Genomic DNA, 16,559 nt, shown 5'->3' with positions numbered 1-16,559 from the left:
GCGCTCTCGGACTTCCGGGGAAAACTTGGTTACCTTCTTGTTCATGGCTCCATTCTCTCAAGAGTTGGAGCCTCCACAAAACCCGGGGCGGTTCATCCAGCAAAGCCCTCAAACATCAGGGCCAGCCGCCGAAGACCATCACGCTGGAGTCATAAACCAGACCAGCCCCCTTCCTCGCAGCTGGCCCCGGCATCTTCCATCCCCGCCGATTCTGCAGCCGACGCGGCATGAATCGGCGTCGGGCGCGGGGCATCTCCCATGACCAGCTCGAAAAACTCAGCGGTATGGTCGATGAATGCCCTGACCTTTGCGGGCAACAGCGTGCGCCCGATATAGGCCAGTCGGACTTCCGCCGCCGTGTCGACGATCTCGAAGTTTTCCAGCAGACGCACCAGCCGGCCAGCCTTGATGTCCTGTTCCACGAGCGCGAAAGGAAGCAAGCCCACGCCGAATCCCTCGAGGATGATGTCCCGGTTGAATAGCGGGTTATTCGAGGCGATTTCGTATTTGATTGGCACTGCAACGTTTTCCCGCTCGATCCGGAAAGTAAGCGTCGGCTTGTGCATCGAGGGCGGCACCGTGACAAACACATGATCGGCCAGGTCGGCGGGATGCCGCGGCGGCGGGCGCCTCGCCAGGTATGCCTGCGTTGTGACGACGACCAGCGGCAACCGCTGAAGAAGTCGCGTCACAGCCAGATCCGTCGCCAGCATGTACGGCAGCACGATGCCCAGGTCGTATCCGTCGGCCGTCAGGTCGACAGAACGCTCGGTCAGAGTGATATCCAGAGTGATATTCGGATGTTTTCGCTTGAACGAGGCCATCAACGGTGCAAGCCATGTCAACGCAGTTGTAGTGTGCGCGACCACGCGCAATACACCCGCCGGTATTCGCCCTCGACCTGCGGCGCTCGCTTCGAGGCAGTCCAGATCGTCGAGAACGCGACAACATCCCTCGTAAAAATGCTCCGCGGCTTCGGTGAGCGAGAACTGGCGTGTCGAGCGGTGAAACAGGCGTGTTCCAAGGCGCTCTTCCAGCGAGGCTATCGAGCGGGAAACAACTGATGGTGACAGGTCCAGCATTTCGCCCGCGCGCCGGAAGTTTCTCACTTCGACGATCGTGCGGAAGAGACGCAAGCTTTCTATATAGTCCATGGTCTACGTGTTCGAGTGTCAGGACATATTGCTATCGCAATACGTTGCGGTCTCGCTTGGCGACTCAGCGCCAGGCGGCACTCGTCCGACATGCATCGGCGGTGTTTTTTCGATTGGCTGCTGACACAGTACAGACGAGGCAAATTCCGCTAGCACGGTTTGATTCGTCTGGTCGCTGGCGCTCTGCGAATTGCATAGACCAAGGAGCTGCATGCCTTCGCAAAGGCTCACGAAGCCGAGCGCGAGCGCCTCCGCCCGCAGCGGCAATGCGTTGTCGTTTTGGGTGAAGAGCGTTTGAATATGGGCGCCGACATGCGAGAGATTCTCGCGTCGCAACGCATGAATCCGCTCCTGAAACGCGGTGTCGTGGCGTGCGAGCAGGTAGGCCTCGACCCAGAGCGCAAAGCATTCGCGCTCTGGCCAGGAACGGACGACATTGGCAATCACGCGCGCCGTCGCTTGCCCGGGCGTGCCGGCCTCTTCAAAGATCGCCCGCAGATCCGCTTGCGCCGCTTCGGCGTCGCGCCGCAACAGTTCGGTCAGCAGCTCCTGTTTACTCCGGAAATTGGAGTAGAAGGCGCCTCTCGTGTATCCCGCGGCCTCAACGATGTCCTCGACGCTCGTAGCCGCGAAACCCTTCCCGAGGAACATGGTCCTTGCGGCGCCGTACAGGCGCTCCCGGGTCTGCTCTTTTCGGCGCGCGTGGCTCAGGCGTTCGGGCTTCATGGCGTAGCTAAAGGCGATCTCACCGCACGTGGTCGTCTGCGCAAAGAAACGAACCGGTGAAATCGCCGTTTCTCGATCACTCCGCCGAAACCGGCTCAGGCCGCCCGGCGAATAATCAATATTAGAATCATAACTGATTATTTAGTCAATATCAAAATTGAGGGCGCGAGCGAGCCCAAAAGGCGGTTGAACCACGCCGCCAGCTCAAATACTGCCGTGAGGCAGGCGCATCAGTGGGTCTCAACCTCGCTGGTCGTCAGCGCGACGCCGATTTCGCCCAGGTACACACTTTCGCCGACCACGCACTCGCGCGATGCGTTGCCTAGTGCGTGACGAATATCGACCCGGTAAATGCCGCTATTTTTCTCGAGACCGTCGAAGCGGAAATCACCGAACGCGTCGGAGACGGTCTCAGCGACGCGTTGATCGCCGGCGTACAGAACAATCGCGGCCCCAGCGACGCATTCCAGGACGCCCTCCACCCTCGCTGTGACGCTTCCGCCTATGAAGCAGGTTTGCCAGCGTTTCAAGCCGCTATACCACACGCGAGGCCTCGTCTCGAGATTCGGCCGCAATACCTCAAGCCCTTCGCGTCGGGCTTTTTCCGCCATGGCGGCGTCGTCGAGCTTGACGGTCTCGAAGACGCCTGTGGGGCATGCCTGCTCGCAACGCGGATGCTGCCAGCCCTGGTCCAGCAGATGGGCGTCGAAGATCCACGTCTGCGGCAGTTGCAGTTCCTCGTTCCAGACAATTGCTTTGTACGGGCAGGACTTGACGATGTCCTTGCGCCCTCGCGCCTTCTCGGGATCGATAATGACGATGCCGTCGGAACGCTTGCGAATCGCATCGCCGGCGACGCGCATGCAAGGTGCGTCGTCGCAGTGATTACACATCACCGGCAAGTACGTCGTTTCGACCATGTGCGAGTCGCCCTGCACGCGGCGAAGGATGCGAATAGGGCTTTCTGCGCTGGCCGCGGCAGGCGCGGCGTAGCCAGGAAAGTCATTGCCGACGTGCTCATCGCGCGCAGCGATGACGCAGTTCTGGCAGTTCTCGCACTGCCCGACCTTGATAATCAGATTCCATTTGCTCATCGTCTGCTCCTCACGCCGCGCGACGGAGCATGAAAGCCTCCGCGCCTCTCCACTTTTCCACCTGCACGAGGCAGGAATTCGGACTCATGCTGCTCGTACCGGTTGTCTGGGGACGATCCGGGGTCAGCAGGTTCATGCAGCCGCCGATTTCGACTTGTTCGCCGTCGATTTCGATCAACTGGAATTCGGCGCTCGCTTCGTAAGACTTGACCACTCCGCCCGCGACCAGCGGCGATACGTCGGCCGCGCAGATCACCGCGCCCCGGTCGTTGTAGACCTTGACGAGATCGCGATGTGCGATGCCGCGGGCCGCTGCGTCGGCGGCGCCGAGTCGCAGCAACCAGAAGCGATGCCCGCCGACCAACGCGCGATGATCTTCGATGCTGTTGACTGACGAGTTCTTGCCATCGCAATGGGTGTGGAAACTGTATCGGCTATGGGTGGCGATCAGTTGCAGCGGATAACGCTGGGCCAGTGTGGAACGCAGGCCCTCCCACGACGGGATATATCGGTTCACGGCCGGTCGCTCGGGGTTGTCCGCTGTATGGCGTTTCAGCAACTCGGGCACAAACTCCAGCTTGCCGCTAGGCGTCTGCAGGCCCATGCCAAATTTTTCGGCGTACTGCGACGGCATCGGATGCGGTTCCGGCAAATCCTTGCGCCGGCCTTCCGCGAACCAGCGCATATCCACCGGGGAGCGCAATTCCGGTTTTTCGGTCGGAACGACGAAATAGCCTTTGCGGCAGAACTCGCGCCACGAAATCTGATCCCGCAGATCCGACGACTCGAAGACCCGCTTGACCCAATCCAGCTCGCCGCAGCCCTCGGTGAACACGCTGCCGAGTCCCAGCCGGCTCAGAATCGCGGTGAAAATGTCATAGTCGGAGCGGGACTCGCCCAACGGTTCGATACATTTATGCTGCAGCGTGATCATGCGGTGATTGACCGTGTTGAAGCCGTGATGCGCGTAGCCGCCGGAATTCGACCATTCGCCGATGTCCCACCGCTCCAGCGATGTGCATGCCGGCAGAATGATGTCGGCGAACTGCGCCTCGCCTTCCATCCAGATCGACTGATTGACCACGAACTCGATGCTCTCGTGACGGTACGCGTCGGCCCAGCGTCCCGATTTCGTGACCGTGCTGAAGGAGGAGCCGCCATAGCGATAGATCATGTGAATCGGCGAATAGCCCGGCATCGGGTAAGTGAAAGGCGCGAACTGCGCTTCCTGGGACATGCCGTCCCAGAGATAGCCTGTGGCATGGCCGTCGATGATCGCATCGGGCAGTTGCTGCCGCGGTACCATCTGCTTGACCGGATTCATGGTCAGGATGTGCGGCATGCGTTGATAGTTGTTCACGGCGTTCGCGGTCCACGCGAGGTCGCCCGACATCCCACCGTCCGCGTAGCCGGGGAAGTAGAAGTTGAGATCATGCGGAACGCCGATTTCGAGGCAACCGAAATTCACGCCGGGCTTGCCCCATCCCTGCATCGCCATCATCATGATCATGCAACGCGCCCACTGGGCCCCCGTCGCACCGCGTCCGGCACCGCCGAATCCCGCCCCCGTCATTCCGACGGCGAGATAGACCTTCCTCGTCCCCCACCGCCGAGCGAGGGCGCGAACGTCTTTGGCGGGTACGCCGGTTTCCCGTTCCTGCCATTCGGGCGTCTTGGGCACGCCATCCGTCTCGCCCATGAGGTAGGCCCGCCATTCGTCGAACCCGGTGGTCCGGTCGGCAACATAATCCTTGTCGTACAGCCCTTCCTTGAGCCACACATACATAATGGCGGTGGCGAGGGCCGCGTCCGTTTGCGGTCGGACCGGAATCCATCGGCCGCCCAGCAGTTGGGCCGTCGGATTGCAGTGCGGGTCGATATGGACAAACTCGATGCCCAGTTCCTTGGCCCACAAACGCCGAGGCGTACCTTCGAATCCGGCATAGGCTCCATTCGTGCTTTCCGGGTCGCTGGACCAGAAGACGATCATTTCGGCTTCCTTAAGACAATCCTCGATTCCGCCATAACCGGAGGGCACGCCAACGCGCATCGAGTTGCCGAAGTGGTGCATGGCGCCCCAGTACCAACCCTCCCAACTATCCGGATTCGCGGCCACCCGTGTGAAGCCGATCAGGTTGGCAAAACGCGTGAGCGCACTGAGGTAATAGCCGATATTTCCCCACTGGTGATGCGACGACATGGGGAACGTGATGGAGCCCGGACCGTGAACACGCTTTTGCCGGTTGATCTCCTTCGAGACGATATCCAGCGCCTCGTCCCAGCTGATCGGTACGTAGCCGGATTTGCCACGGTTTTGCGGATTGCGTTCGCCATCAGGGTCGAAATCGACGCGCTTCATCGGGTGAAGAATGCGCTTTTCGGAATAGACGAGCGACTTGATCGACAAGGCGTGCGGCGCGACGAGGCCGCGCCGCGGCGGGCTGAAACGGCGCCCGCGCGCCTCGATTTCCCAGCTCGGTGCGTCCTTGCTGTCGAGATCGACCGGCGTAACACGGATGATGCGTCCATCCTTGACGTACACGAACAGAGGGCCGCCATTGGTGCAGGTGGTGTAGCGCTGCGTGCCGTCGCGCATGGGCGTACCCATCGGCAGGCCGATGGTTTGCATCATGCTCAGCGTTTGCATGAACCACACCAACAGTTCATCTTCGCCTTCGGTCACAACCTTGAAATTTTTCGCCGCGTGGATGATCTCCAGGTAGTCCGGACTGGGGGAGAGAAATTTCAGGGCGGTGGCCTCGTCCTTGAACATCATGCGGACGTCGGGTTGCGGATGCGTGCCGGCACACGACCGGATGCGGCCGTTCTTGAGCGTGATGACGCGGCCGACGCTTTGATCCATGAGCCCGATCCACGCGACGAGATCGCGCTCCTTCAGCCGATCGCGATAGGCAGGAAAGCGGCGTGCCGTGAGGTCGAGGACCTTGGGCAGGGCAAAGAGAATGGTTTTGAGGATCTGTCGTTTCACTTTTTGATCCAATGACAAGGCTGCGCAAGCGCAATCATCAGGGAATGACGGACCGGCTCCGCCGAACGGGCAAGCCACTCAGGCGGTCCGGCCGTGTTTCGTGGTTGTTCAAAGAACCGGGAAAGCCATGACAATCGCCAACGTATCGAGCGCACCGCCACCCTGCTGCAGATCCAGCAAACCGTGATCGGCCATGAAATCGCGCACGGCAGCGAGGTTCGGATGGCGGAAAATGACGTATTCGATCGCTTCGATGAGCATGGTAAATCTCGCGATTAAAGCGTTAGCGGCACGAGCCGCCATGATTGATTCAAGGAGCCGCTGGACGTCCCGCTAGAACGTGTAGGCGACGTTCACAAAAACGTTAATGGGTTCGATTCGGAGCGTCGACTTCGAAACGATCTGTGTTCCGTTTGCCGTCTGTCCGTAAATGGTCATGTGCGTCTGAAGCGGCATGTAGCCCACCGAGGCTCCGACCGACCAGTGTTTGGCGAACGTGTAATTTGCCCCGACCTCGAACACGGGATTCCACGAAGCACTGAGGGTCGCGCGTATCGACCCGCCCGGACCGACGCTATCCGTAATGAACTGGCGGCTGGTTGCGCGAACCTGCGTGAACCACGTGTAATTCACACCCAAACCGACGTAAGGACGAAATTTCTCCTGAGCGCCAAACAGGTGATATCGAAGCTCGACGGCGGGCGGCATCGGCCGCGTCGTGCCCAGCGTGCCGTACTTCCCGAGCGTCCCTTCGCCATCCAGATTGACTGTCAGTGGCAGGCCAAAGAGCGTGGCGATGCCGATGTGGTCGGTCACGTAGTACTCGGTCGTGATGCCGAGCGTATTCGTTGAAGACGCGTGCGCACCCGTCCCTGTCAATTGATGATTGACCGGCATACCGCCCACGCTTTCCACGGTAAGCGGCGTGGCATGACCCTGTGGCGTTATGTAAAGCCATCCTGTCGCCAGCGTAAAGCTCCCGGCAGATTGCGCGTTCGCGTTCCCGGCAAGCGCCGCCGAACAGATGAAACCCGCCATTCGGCACGGCCGAATATTTTTCCTGAAATTCCTCACGCGTCTTCTCCTGCCTCGTCGGCTAAATATTTTTTTGTCGTACACGCGGATTCAACGATCCGCCAATGGGTTCGTAGCGTTTGGATCGGCCCTCGTACGTTCAGCCCGGATCCACGAAACCATTTCTCTATTAGGTAGGCATACTAAATACATTGAAATGATCGATCCCGATCTGCGTGTCGCTCCCCCCCTTTCGCCGCATCGAATCCCGGACTGCGAACGTCTGTTACTTCTGTTTGCTCACCAGCGGCCCGGCATGTCAGTGTGGACACCGTTCCCCTGCGCGTGCGGACGGCATGTTCGGGATTTCCGATGCCATACCCGTCTTCTTCCCGAAGCTAAACCCCGTGGCATTCGCAATTCCGCCAAGCCATCACCGCCCGTGCGAGTGACCGGACATCCGCGTCGTTGCGAGAAACGTGTCACTTCGAAACGCGGAGTGTCTCTGACGCTCCATCGCCGTCACCGCTGCTCCTCGAACCCTGCGCGGACGCAATCGAAAACGCGAAGGGAAAGCGCCCGAGCGCGCAAGCCGCCAACGATTCAAGTTCCGTGTCGGGAAGTTCGACGTGAACGGAAATTCCACGCAAGGCATCCTCGGCAATGCTGACGGTTGCACGCTCGACGCCGGCCTCCACGAGCGCCGAACGCAGGGCGTCCACCGTTTCCAGCCGCTTCAGCGCGGGCTTGAATATCTTGCCTACGCCGGTGAGGGGCATGGCTTCGACGATGCGGATGCCCTTGGGGAACGCCGCGCGCTCGCTGATCTCGTCGCGCAGGAACGCCGCCATTTCGGCTTCATTCGCCGATGTGCCCGGCTTGAGCTGGACGTACGCGACCGGCAGTTCGCCTGCGTGCACGTCGGGGCGCCCCACCGCCGCGGCGATCTGGACTGCCGGATGACGATGCAGTGCTTCTTCGATCGCTGCGGGGTCGATGTTGTGTCCTCCGCGAATGATCAGTTCCTTCTTTCGGCCCGTGAGCCAGAAGTAACCGTCTGCGTCGCGGCGACCGAGATCGCCCGTATTGAGCCATCTGCCGCCATCGGCCAGGTCCAGCCAGATGCCGTTGTTCTGTTCCGGCCGCATATAGCCGATGAAAACATTCGGCCCCGAGATCACCAGTTGACCGACCTCGTCAGCCACGCAATCCCGCACATAACGGCCCGCTTCATCGACCATCACGGCTTTCATGCCCTGGCCCGGAACACGAAGGCCGATCGAGCCGGCCCGCCGGTCGCCGAGCGGCGGATTAACGCTGCTGATGCAGGTACCTTCCGTGAGGCCATAGCCTTCGAGGATCCGGATGCCGGTGCGCGCCTGGAACGCACGCAGCAACTCCACGGGCATGGGCGCCGCGCCGCACAACCCGTATTCGAGCGAACTGATATCGCGCTCGCCAACGGGTATGTCAAGCAGCGATCCATAGAGCGTCGGCACGCCGCTGAAGAAATTGATGCGGTAATGCGCGACGATATCCCAGAAGCGCTGGACGACGCCTTCTCCGCGATAGCCTTGCGGGGTGCCCATCACGACATGCGCGCCGCGCGAGAACGGCAGCAGCCCCGTCACCATGACGGCGTTGACGTGGAACAGCGGCAATCCGCAGAAGATCGTCTTGCCCGGACCCACGCTCTCACCGAGGACTTGACCGGCGCTCCATGCATTGGCCACCTCGTTGCCGTGCTGGCGCATCGCGATCTTCGGCAGGCCCGTGGTGCCGCCCGTGCAGAACCAGGACGACATGTCGTCGCGGTTCACCGGGTCCGCAGCGGTGAGCGCGACGCCCGGCTCGCGCGCAATGGCTTCTGCGAAATCGTGGACGTTGATCTGCGCAGGAACCGCGCCTCGCACACCTTCCTCGCCATGCAACCTCGAACATTCGCCGCGCTGAAGCATGCGCGCCGCAAATCGCTGTTCGCCCGGAGCATGGTCGGCCAGATTGATGAGCACGAGGTGCTTGAGCGACGCAACCTTGTGCAAGACCGCCTGCACTTTCGGCCACAGGTCGGTGCCCGGATACGGCGCCAGGGTGACCAGCACACTGGCGCCGGAGGCATTGAGTAACTCGCCTATTGCGTCGCCTTCGAGCAGTGGATTGATCGCGCAGACAATGCCGACAGCCTCGCCGCCCCAGACCACGAGGTGCGTTTCAGGCAGATTCGGCAACACATAGGCGACGACCGTGTCGCGCTGCACGCCCAGCCGCGACAACATGTTCGCCGTGCGCGTGATGTCGCGCACAAGTTCGCCGTAAGTCCAGCGCTCCGGGTTCGCGTAGTCGTGCGCGGTGGCGAAGAACGAGAGCGCGGGTGCCGATGGATCGATCGCGGCGCCCCGGCAGATCATTTCGTAGGTGCTCGACGGCAGATCCGCCGGTTGCCCCTGCGATTCGATGGCGAGGACATCCTGCTCGTTGGCGACGGCTTTCATGCGGCCTCTGCGACGACGACGTTGCGCTGGGTGCCGAGATCGATCGAGCCATCCTGGCTAACGATACGGGCTTCGACCACATCCCCGTCCTGAAGGTACTGCGGTCGCTCGGCTTGCAGCGCGAAGAAAAGACGCCATTTCTCGGCTTCGGGCAGTTGTGCCGCGGCGCGTTGCTTTTCCGGCGACGGAATGGTCAGCGCGCAACCGGACGGCGTACCCGTCGCAAGCAGGTCGCCGACGTGCAGGTCCTGAACGCCGGACAGTTCGGTCAAGGTCTCCGCCGGACCATATACAAGACCCGAAGTCGAATCATTCTGCCGTACCGTTCCGTTGACGGACAGCGTCAGCACGAGCTCCTTGAGCTTCGGCATGTCCTGCTTTTCGAGCAGGCAAAGATACGGGCCGACCGGGCCGAACGTACGAAAGCTCTTGCCCTTGTAGAACTGCATCTGCGGAATCTGCACATCGCGCGCGGAATAGTCGTTCACGATCACGGCGCCGGCAACGTAGTCGTGCAGGTTCTCGTCGGTGATCGTCGCGCGGGACGTGACGTCGCGCTTGAGAACGAGACCGAGTTCGATCTCGTAGTCGAGGAAGCGCACCGAGTTGGGCTTCACGAGTTTCGAGTCCGCAGGAACGATGCAGCTCGTGGCCTTCGTGAAGATCATGTTGAACTTCTTCGCATCCGGGTCCATGCCGGATTCGATCATGTGCTGGCGATAATTCGCGCCCTGGCAGATGAACTGCTGATTGGCAGTCACGGGCGAGAGCCATTGCACGTCCGCTTCGGGAATCGTGGGGCCGTCCAGCATCAATAACTGTCCGACCGGATTGGCACGGATAAACTCCGCGGTCGTCTTGAACTCACCGGGAATCGGCGTGATGGCGTTGTTAGCCACCACGCCCCACTGGGCGCGACCATCATGCAGATAATGCAGAACGTGAATTGCCATTTTGGCTGTCTCCGAAATCGGTAAAGGGGTGTTGCGTCAGGCAAAAATCTTCAGCAATGCCCGTAGCCGCGAAAGCGTCACGTCGGGGCTACGGCGCAGGTTTGCGATGAGCGCCGCGATGCTCGCGAGCGTCAATTTGGGCTTGGTGAAGCTGCCCGGCATCGTCGGCCCCCACTGGGCCATCGCCTCGCGGCTCACGGCATGGATTCCCGTGGGCGCTTCGCTGGTGAACAGGTCACCGTCGCAGTAGTGCTCGTGCTTGTCACCCCACGGGTCTTGCCAGTAGTCGAAAATCTGGCTCCCGAGGATATGTCGGCCGATGCCCCACGCATGCTTCCACCCGTTCTCGCGCAGAACGCGCTGGCCCATGCCGACCGCGTCCGCATCGACGAGCTCGTAAGCGCTATGGCTGTACTTCGGCGCAAACGTCTGCGCCAGCGCGAGCGTGTGATGATCGGCGGGCTTGTCGCCGAGATCGAGGCGCATGAACGCGACAGCCGGCGACCCATCGGGCAGCACCTGCACGTCGCTGGGAATGAACCCAAAATGGCGCGTGTACCATGCACAGGTGTCCTGATAATCGGCGAGTTCCAGCACCACGTGCCCGAGCCTGATGATTTCAGGGGCGCTCCCGGGGGGACGCTGCGTGCCGTTGATGCGAACCGGGGCATCGACGGAATTGAACGCCAATGGCAGCCGGTGCGGCAACGCAGCGGCGGGCGCCTGGCCCCAGATCGCATCGACACGAAACCCCGACGGATCCTCCAGCTGCACCACATAGCCGCCGCCCGGCAGCGCGGACGGTTTCGCCTCCGATGCGCCCGGCAGCCGAACCAGCGCGTTCAGTTCGGCTTCGCTGCCCACCTCCAGGCCGAAGCCGACAAATTGCGCTTTGGGCGCCTTCCGTACGACGTAACAGAAGTGCGATGCGCCTGTGCCGCGCAGAAGCAGCAACTCTTCGCCACGCGTGACCGTTTGAAGCCCGAAGTCGTTGAGAAACCGTTCGGCCTGCCCGAGATCCGGCCGATCGAACATGAGGTAGGCCAATGCGGTCGCTTTTGCCGTGGGATTCGGGTGACGAGCCGGCTGTGCAGTAGTCAGTTTCATGGTGGACGGTAATCAGGCAGTCAGGAATGGCGATGCGGCGCGGCGCGGCTCGCGAGCGCATGCAGCCTCGGCGGACCGCCAATTTGCCGGCGCGAGATCGCTGGCGGGCCGTAACGCCCGGATGGTCGGATAGGTAGGGTGATGCCGGCCGCTGGGCGCGATGCCGGTTGCGATTGCTGTCTCCACAGTCACTCCGTCTGTTCTAGTTAGACCGGTTTTTGATGCCGTTTGTGACATTAAACTCATCACTGATCGTTTTGTCAATAAAGACATTCGAATCTATACTGCGGCTATGACCAGAACTGGATCCACCATGACAACCACAGCAAAGCGCGCCCCCGCCAGGCGCTCCCCGCCTGCGTCGGCCGCCTCCCCGGCTCCCGTCATCGAGGAAAAAGAGCCTCGCGGTGCGCGCCGCAAGCGCGAGACGCGCGCCCGTCTGCTAGACGCCGCCCTCAGGCTGATGGCCGAAAGAGGCATGGAGGGCGTGGCGATCAATGAAATCACGGAGGCCGCCGATGTCGGCTTTGGCTCCTTCTACAACCACTTCGAGTCGAAGGAAGCGATCTACGCCACGCTCGTCGATAACGTTTTCGAGGAATTTGCGAAAGTGCTGGATCGCCTCGCGGTGGGCATTGCCGACCCCGCCGAAGTGGTGGCCGTCTCGGTGCGCCACACTGTCCTGCGCGCCCGGCAGGACCCCGTGTGGGGACGCTTTTTGATCCGCGAAGGGTTTTCGGCGCCTGCGCTGAACCGCGGGCTGGCCCAACGGCTCCTGCGCGACATTCGAAACGGCATGGCGGCAAAGCGATTTGTCGTTGCCGACCCGTTTGTCGGCTATCTTGCGGTCGGTGGCACCGTTCTCTCTGCCATCGCGGCCGAACTGAACTATGTCGCGCCGGGCGCAAGTGCCGCGGGCATGCTCAAGGAGCTGGGTTTCAGCGGCGAGCACTTCCCGGAGCGCACTGCAGCCATGCTGCTGCAAATACTCGGCCTCAAGCGCGCGGAAGCGGAGAAGATTGCCGCGCGCCCACTGCCCATCGTCGAGGCAGCTGACGAAGCAGCTTGAGGCCGGCCAGTCGTGAAGGGACCGCATCTGGCGATCGGTCCCTGCCCCGACTAGAAACAGGCGGCAGATTTATGCGCCGGATCGCGGCGCCGCCGCCCTTTCAACCTCGGTTTGCACACCGCCCGAAATTGGCGGGCAGGACAGCGTTTTGACTCCCCCTGCGCTAGACGCACCTGCAGGGCCAGACGTCCGCTGGACAGCGGCCGCCGCGAAGGCGCGCACGACCTCGGCTATCTGGGCAGCAATCGCGTTGATCGCACCACGATGCCCATCGACGATCGCCTGATAGCCGCCAGACACGGGCTCGCTCACAGCGCTGCGGCAGGTCAGGGTCTGCTCCCCGGCAGACCCGCTTACACTCCAGACGGCGTCAATCAGCACGTGAGAACCGGGCCACGATTCAAAGCGCTGGACATCGACGCGCACCTGATAGACGGGAACCGCCTCACCCCGGCCAGCCGCGCTGGCAGCGAATGCGCCGGCCTGCTGGCTCACGCGAGCCGCGAGTGCGTAACGAATCTCGTCCGGAAGCGCCGACGACCAGCGGTCGTCTTCCAGCACCTTCACCTGGGCCGCGTTGACCTGCACCACGAGCTGGCTTCTGGCGACGGCCGCCGGCACCTGCACCGGGCGTACATCGATGCGCAAAGCGGGGCTTGTCGTAGTCTTCGCGACGGCCGGCTGTGCGTCGGTTCCCAGCGTATAGAAACGCGTCTGCGGGGTTGCGCAGGCCGTCAGAAGCGACAGCCCCACGACGGTCGCTAGCGTGCGCAGCACGGCGCGCGACGAGCGCAATGGCATTGCGATCATGGCTGGTCTCCCTTCTTGCCAAACAGCAGCGCCTGCGGATGGCGCTCCAGGTACTCGGATAGCGCATTGAGCGACTGCAGCGTACGCGTGAGCTGCTGCATGGCGTCCTGAACGTCCGATTGCATCGGTGCGGTCTGCCGCAGTGTCGATTCCGCGGTCGCGAATGTCTTCTGCGCGGCAACGAGCGTGTCGCGTGCCTGCGGCACGACCTCGGTGTCCATATGTGCGAACAGCTTGCTGGCGTTCCCCAGTGCGCCGTCGAGATTGGCGCCGATCCGGTCGAACGGCACCTGGTTCAGCTTCCTTGCAATATCCGCGATCTGCACCTGGAGCTCGTCGAGGGTATTCGGCACGGTCGGAAGCTCCAGCGGGTTGCGATTCACGTCGACGGTCGCGCGAGGCGCTTTCGGGAACATGTCCAGCGCAACATACAACTGCCCCGTCAGCAGATTGCCGGTCCGCAGTTGTCCGCGCAGCCCTTCGGTCACCAGGTGCTGCAGCATGTCGTGCCCGCCTGGCGTGTCCGGCGCCGGCAGCGCCTCGCTGGAGCGCCGGCTGAGCCGGTCAGGGTAAAGCGCCATCGACACCTTCATGCTGAAGCTCTTCTGCTTCTCGTCGTACTCGATGCCGATCTCGGTCACCTGCCCCAGCGCGATCCCGCGAAGGTCGACGGGTGCGCCAACGGACAGTCCGCGCAAAGACTGATTGAATCGCATGACCACATTGAGCGGCTGGCCGTCGGGCTCGCGCATGGCGTCCGATTCGTCTGCGGCGAGCCGGAATTGCGCCTTGTCCGCTGCCGGTCGTCCAGCATCCTGCCCGGCCGGAGACTGGAATGCCAGCCCTCCGACGACGACCGTCGCGAGCGATTGTGTATTGAGCTTCAGCCCGCTGGAATCGAGACGCAGATCGACGCCGCTTGCATGCCACCACCGCGTATTGGTGCCGACGTACTGGTCGTACGGTGCATTCACGAAAACATTGACGATGACGCCCGCGCCGTGAGGATCGAGCGAATAGCCGATGACCTGCCCCGCCTGGATACGGTGATAGAAGATGGGGGCGCCGATATCGATCGAGCCTAGCGAGTCGCCTCGCAACGTGTACTGATGCCCCGGTTGTCCGGTGGTGACGATGGGCGGACTTTCAAGACCGGGGAAGGCGGTTTGCCTTTCGGTAGAGCGCCCGATGTCCACGCCGATATAGGCGCCGGAGAGCAGCGTGCTGAGGCCGGAGATGCCATTGGCGCCGACGCGCGGGCGTACCACCCAGAACCGCGTGCCTTGCGTGGCGAATTTTCCGGCGTCCTTGCTCAACTGGATACTCGCGATGACGTGCCGTAAATCCGCGGACAAGGCAACGGCTTGCACGACACCGATTTCAACATCCTTGTACTTCACCTTCGTCTTGCCCGCCTCGATGCCCTCGGCGTTATTGAAAGTGACCGTCACGACGGGCCCTTTATCCGTCACGGATTTGACCACCAGAGCAACACCGATCAATGCCGAGAGCAGGGGTACTAACCAGATGAGGGATGGAAGCCAACGCTTGCGCGGCTTGATGTCAGGTCTGGGTAGATTGGAAAGATGCATCGTCTTCTTCAGGAAATGCGGTTGGTGGAGAGAGGATCAGCCAGGGCTTCATCGGTCGCAGCTGGCGCGCTGCCCATCAAGCGCCTCGCATCCACGTTGTCCCAGATGAGCCTCGGATCGAACTGATGCGATGCGAGCATGGTCAGGATCACCACCGCTCCGAATGCGAGAGCGGCCGGTCCCGCCGTGATGACGGCAAGCGAGCCGAAATGCACCAGCGTGACCGTCAGTGCGACGACGAAAACGTCGAGCATCGACCAGCGGCCAATGCGCTCGACGATCCGGTACAGGGTTGCTCGCTCACGGGCGCGCCAGCCCGAACCGCGACGGGCGGCTAGCGTGAGAAGCGTGAGAACGATGAGCTTGAGAACCGGCACCAGAACGCTGGCGACGAAAACCACGACAGCAAGGGGCCAGTCGCCCGAGGTCCAGAAATACGCGACGCCGCCCAGAATCGTGTCGTCTTCCGAACCGCCTACCGATGAGGCGTGCATGATCGGCAGCAGATTCGCCGGAATATAGGCAATCGCGGCGGCAAGCAGCAGACTGGCCGTTCGCGTGAGGCTGTCGGGCCTGCGTTCGTGCAGCGCATGCTGGCATCGGGAGCAGCGCTGGTGGGCTTCCCGCTCGATACGCGTCTGAACGAGTCCGCATGCGTGACAGCCGACCAGTCCGGCGCGCCGCGCCGTGATGGCGGGCGACGGCCCCGCTTTGCGTCCCCCCGAGGGCCGCATGAACCGCCCTCGCCCCGTGCTCACTCTCGACCAGCGAACGTCCGCCATTCGTGAGTGCCTGATTTCGTCGCTGATCGGCCAAAGCCGGCTCGGGTCGAATGAAGCGACCACGCCCAGCAAGACGGTCAGCGTGCCCAGTGCGAACAATCCCGGTCCCGGAATCACTTGCGCGATGCTGACCATTTTCACGATCGTCACCAGCACGCCGAGCATGAACACCTCGACCATGCCCCATGGCCGAACGATCTGCACGAGACGTACCATCGCATTGAATCGGGGTGGCACTTTGCCTAAGCGCAGCGGCACCAGCACATAGAGCAATGCGAGCATTTCGATCAACGGAAAGAGTACCGCCGAACAAAACACCATCACCGCGACGACACGCATGTCGCCAGACCAGAGCGAGTGCACGGCGCCCAACAGCGTCGCCTCGGATGTCATGCCGTTCGCGCGCATCTCGATCACCGGGAAGCTCTGCGCGATGCAAAAGACGATCAACGCGGCGAGCGTCACAGCGCAGATCCAGTCGAGCGACGATGCGCACCCCGGTAGCGCCGTGAGGCCCGCACCGCATCGCGAGCAGGCTGCACGGCGCCCTTTCACGGCCGCAGGCTTGCGAAACAGCAGATCGCATTCGTGACAGACAATCAGTCTTTGGTAGTCCATACAGATGTGAAGCGGAAATCCGGGGGCATTCACACGCGCAGCCGGCCCGGATCCGCGTACGAACGCGGAGCGGACCGGCAATCGATGTGTGTCCAACGGCTATCGACGTGGCTCGAACCCATGCTGAACGTCGAGGGCGGTCCTGCCGGATCGCCCTCG

13 protein-coding genes are annotated in these 16,559 nt (G+C 62.0%); 1 reads left to right on the top strand and 12 read right to left on the bottom strand.

The genetic code is table 11. From position 1 onward, the window contains the following. Window positions 1-149 precede the first annotated feature (149 nt). The 9 genes from F4827_RS17375 to F4827_RS17335 all read right to left on the bottom strand — a co-directional run bounded on the left by F4827_RS17375 (window position 150) and on the right by F4827_RS17335 (window position 11,529). Entirely contained in the window at window positions 150-1,154 is a 1,005-nt protein-coding gene (locus F4827_RS17375) for a LysR family transcriptional regulator (protein WP_183725290.1), read from the bottom strand. Between the two features lie 18 nt (window positions 1,155-1,172). Further along, window positions 1,173-1,880 (bottom strand): TetR/AcrR family transcriptional regulator, encoded by a 708-nt coding sequence (locus F4827_RS17370; RefSeq protein WP_183725288.1) that lies wholly within the window; start codon window positions 1,878-1,880, stop codon window positions 1,173-1,175. A gap of 230 nt (window positions 1,881-2,110) precedes the next feature. Continuing rightward, entirely contained in the window at window positions 2,111-2,974 is an 864-nt protein-coding gene (locus F4827_RS17365) for a 4Fe-4S dicluster domain-containing protein (protein WP_183725286.1), read from the bottom strand. Window positions 2,975-2,984: 10 nt separating this feature from the next. Then, complete coding sequence (locus F4827_RS17360) at window positions 2,985-5,963, bottom strand: molybdopterin-dependent oxidoreductase (RefSeq protein WP_183725284.1); 2,979 nt, start codon at window positions 5,961-5,963, stop codon at window positions 2,985-2,987. Between the two features lie 108 nt (window positions 5,964-6,071). Further along, the gene (locus F4827_RS17355) at window positions 6,072-6,266 is read right to left on the bottom strand and encodes a hypothetical protein (protein WP_183725282.1); all 195 of its coding nucleotides are present in this window, start codon (window positions 6,264-6,266) and stop codon (window positions 6,072-6,074) included. 30 nt (window positions 6,267-6,296) lie between these two features. Beyond that, entirely contained in the window at window positions 6,297-7,001 is a 705-nt protein-coding gene (locus tag F4827_RS17350) for an OmpW family protein (protein WP_183725326.1), read from the bottom strand. 458 nt (window positions 7,002-7,459) lie between these two features. Beyond that, window positions 7,460-9,469, bottom strand: a complete 2,010-nt coding sequence (locus F4827_RS17345; RefSeq protein WP_183725280.1) for an acyl-CoA synthetase — start codon at window positions 9,467-9,469, stop codon at window positions 7,460-7,462. Further along, the gene (locus F4827_RS17340) at window positions 9,466-10,422 is read right to left on the bottom strand and encodes a fumarylacetoacetate hydrolase family protein (RefSeq protein ID WP_183725278.1); all 957 of its coding nucleotides are present in this window, start codon (window positions 10,420-10,422) and stop codon (window positions 9,466-9,468) included. Before F4827_RS17340 ends, F4827_RS17345 begins: the two co-directional genes overlap by 4 nt. A 36-nt stretch (window positions 10,423-10,458) precedes the next feature. After that, window positions 10,459-11,529, bottom strand: a complete 1,071-nt coding sequence (locus F4827_RS17335; RefSeq protein WP_183725276.1) for a VOC family protein — start codon at window positions 11,527-11,529, stop codon at window positions 10,459-10,461. A 313-nt stretch (window positions 11,530-11,842) separates the two neighbouring features. Here F4827_RS17335 and F4827_RS17330 point away from each other — a divergent pair, with 313 nt between their 5' ends. After that, window positions 11,843-12,598 (top strand): TetR/AcrR family transcriptional regulator, encoded by a 756-nt coding sequence (locus F4827_RS17330; RefSeq protein ID WP_260175254.1) that lies wholly within the window; start codon window positions 11,843-11,845, stop codon window positions 12,596-12,598. 69 nt (window positions 12,599-12,667) lie between these two features. On the opposite strand, the gene F4827_RS17325 is transcribed toward F4827_RS17330, so the two are convergent. From F4827_RS17325 to F4827_RS17315, 3 genes are read right to left on the bottom strand one after another with little or no spacing between them, the layout of a single operon-like run. Next, window positions 12,668-13,408, bottom strand: coding sequence for a membrane integrity-associated transporter subunit PqiC (locus F4827_RS17325; protein WP_183725274.1), 741 nt, complete (start codon window positions 13,406-13,408; stop codon window positions 12,668-12,670). Then, window positions 13,405-15,000, bottom strand: a complete 1,596-nt coding sequence (locus F4827_RS17320; RefSeq protein WP_183725272.1) for an intermembrane transport protein PqiB — start codon at window positions 14,998-15,000, stop codon at window positions 13,405-13,407. The genes F4827_RS17325 and F4827_RS17320 overlap by 4 nt, the downstream gene beginning before the upstream one ends. Window positions 15,001-15,008: 8 nt before the next feature. Next, window positions 15,009-16,400 (bottom strand): paraquat-inducible protein A, encoded by a 1,392-nt coding sequence (locus F4827_RS17315; protein WP_183725270.1) that lies wholly within the window; start codon window positions 16,398-16,400, stop codon window positions 15,009-15,011. Between the last annotated feature and the right edge of the window lie 159 nt (window positions 16,401-16,559).

The sequence above is a fragment of the Paraburkholderia bannensis genome, from assembly GCF_014200455.1.
Classification (GTDB): domain Bacteria; phylum Pseudomonadota; class Gammaproteobacteria; order Burkholderiales; family Burkholderiaceae; genus Paraburkholderia; species Paraburkholderia bannensis_A.
Note: the sequence above shows the minus strand (reverse complement) of the source record. Positions and strands in the feature narration are given on the sequence as shown.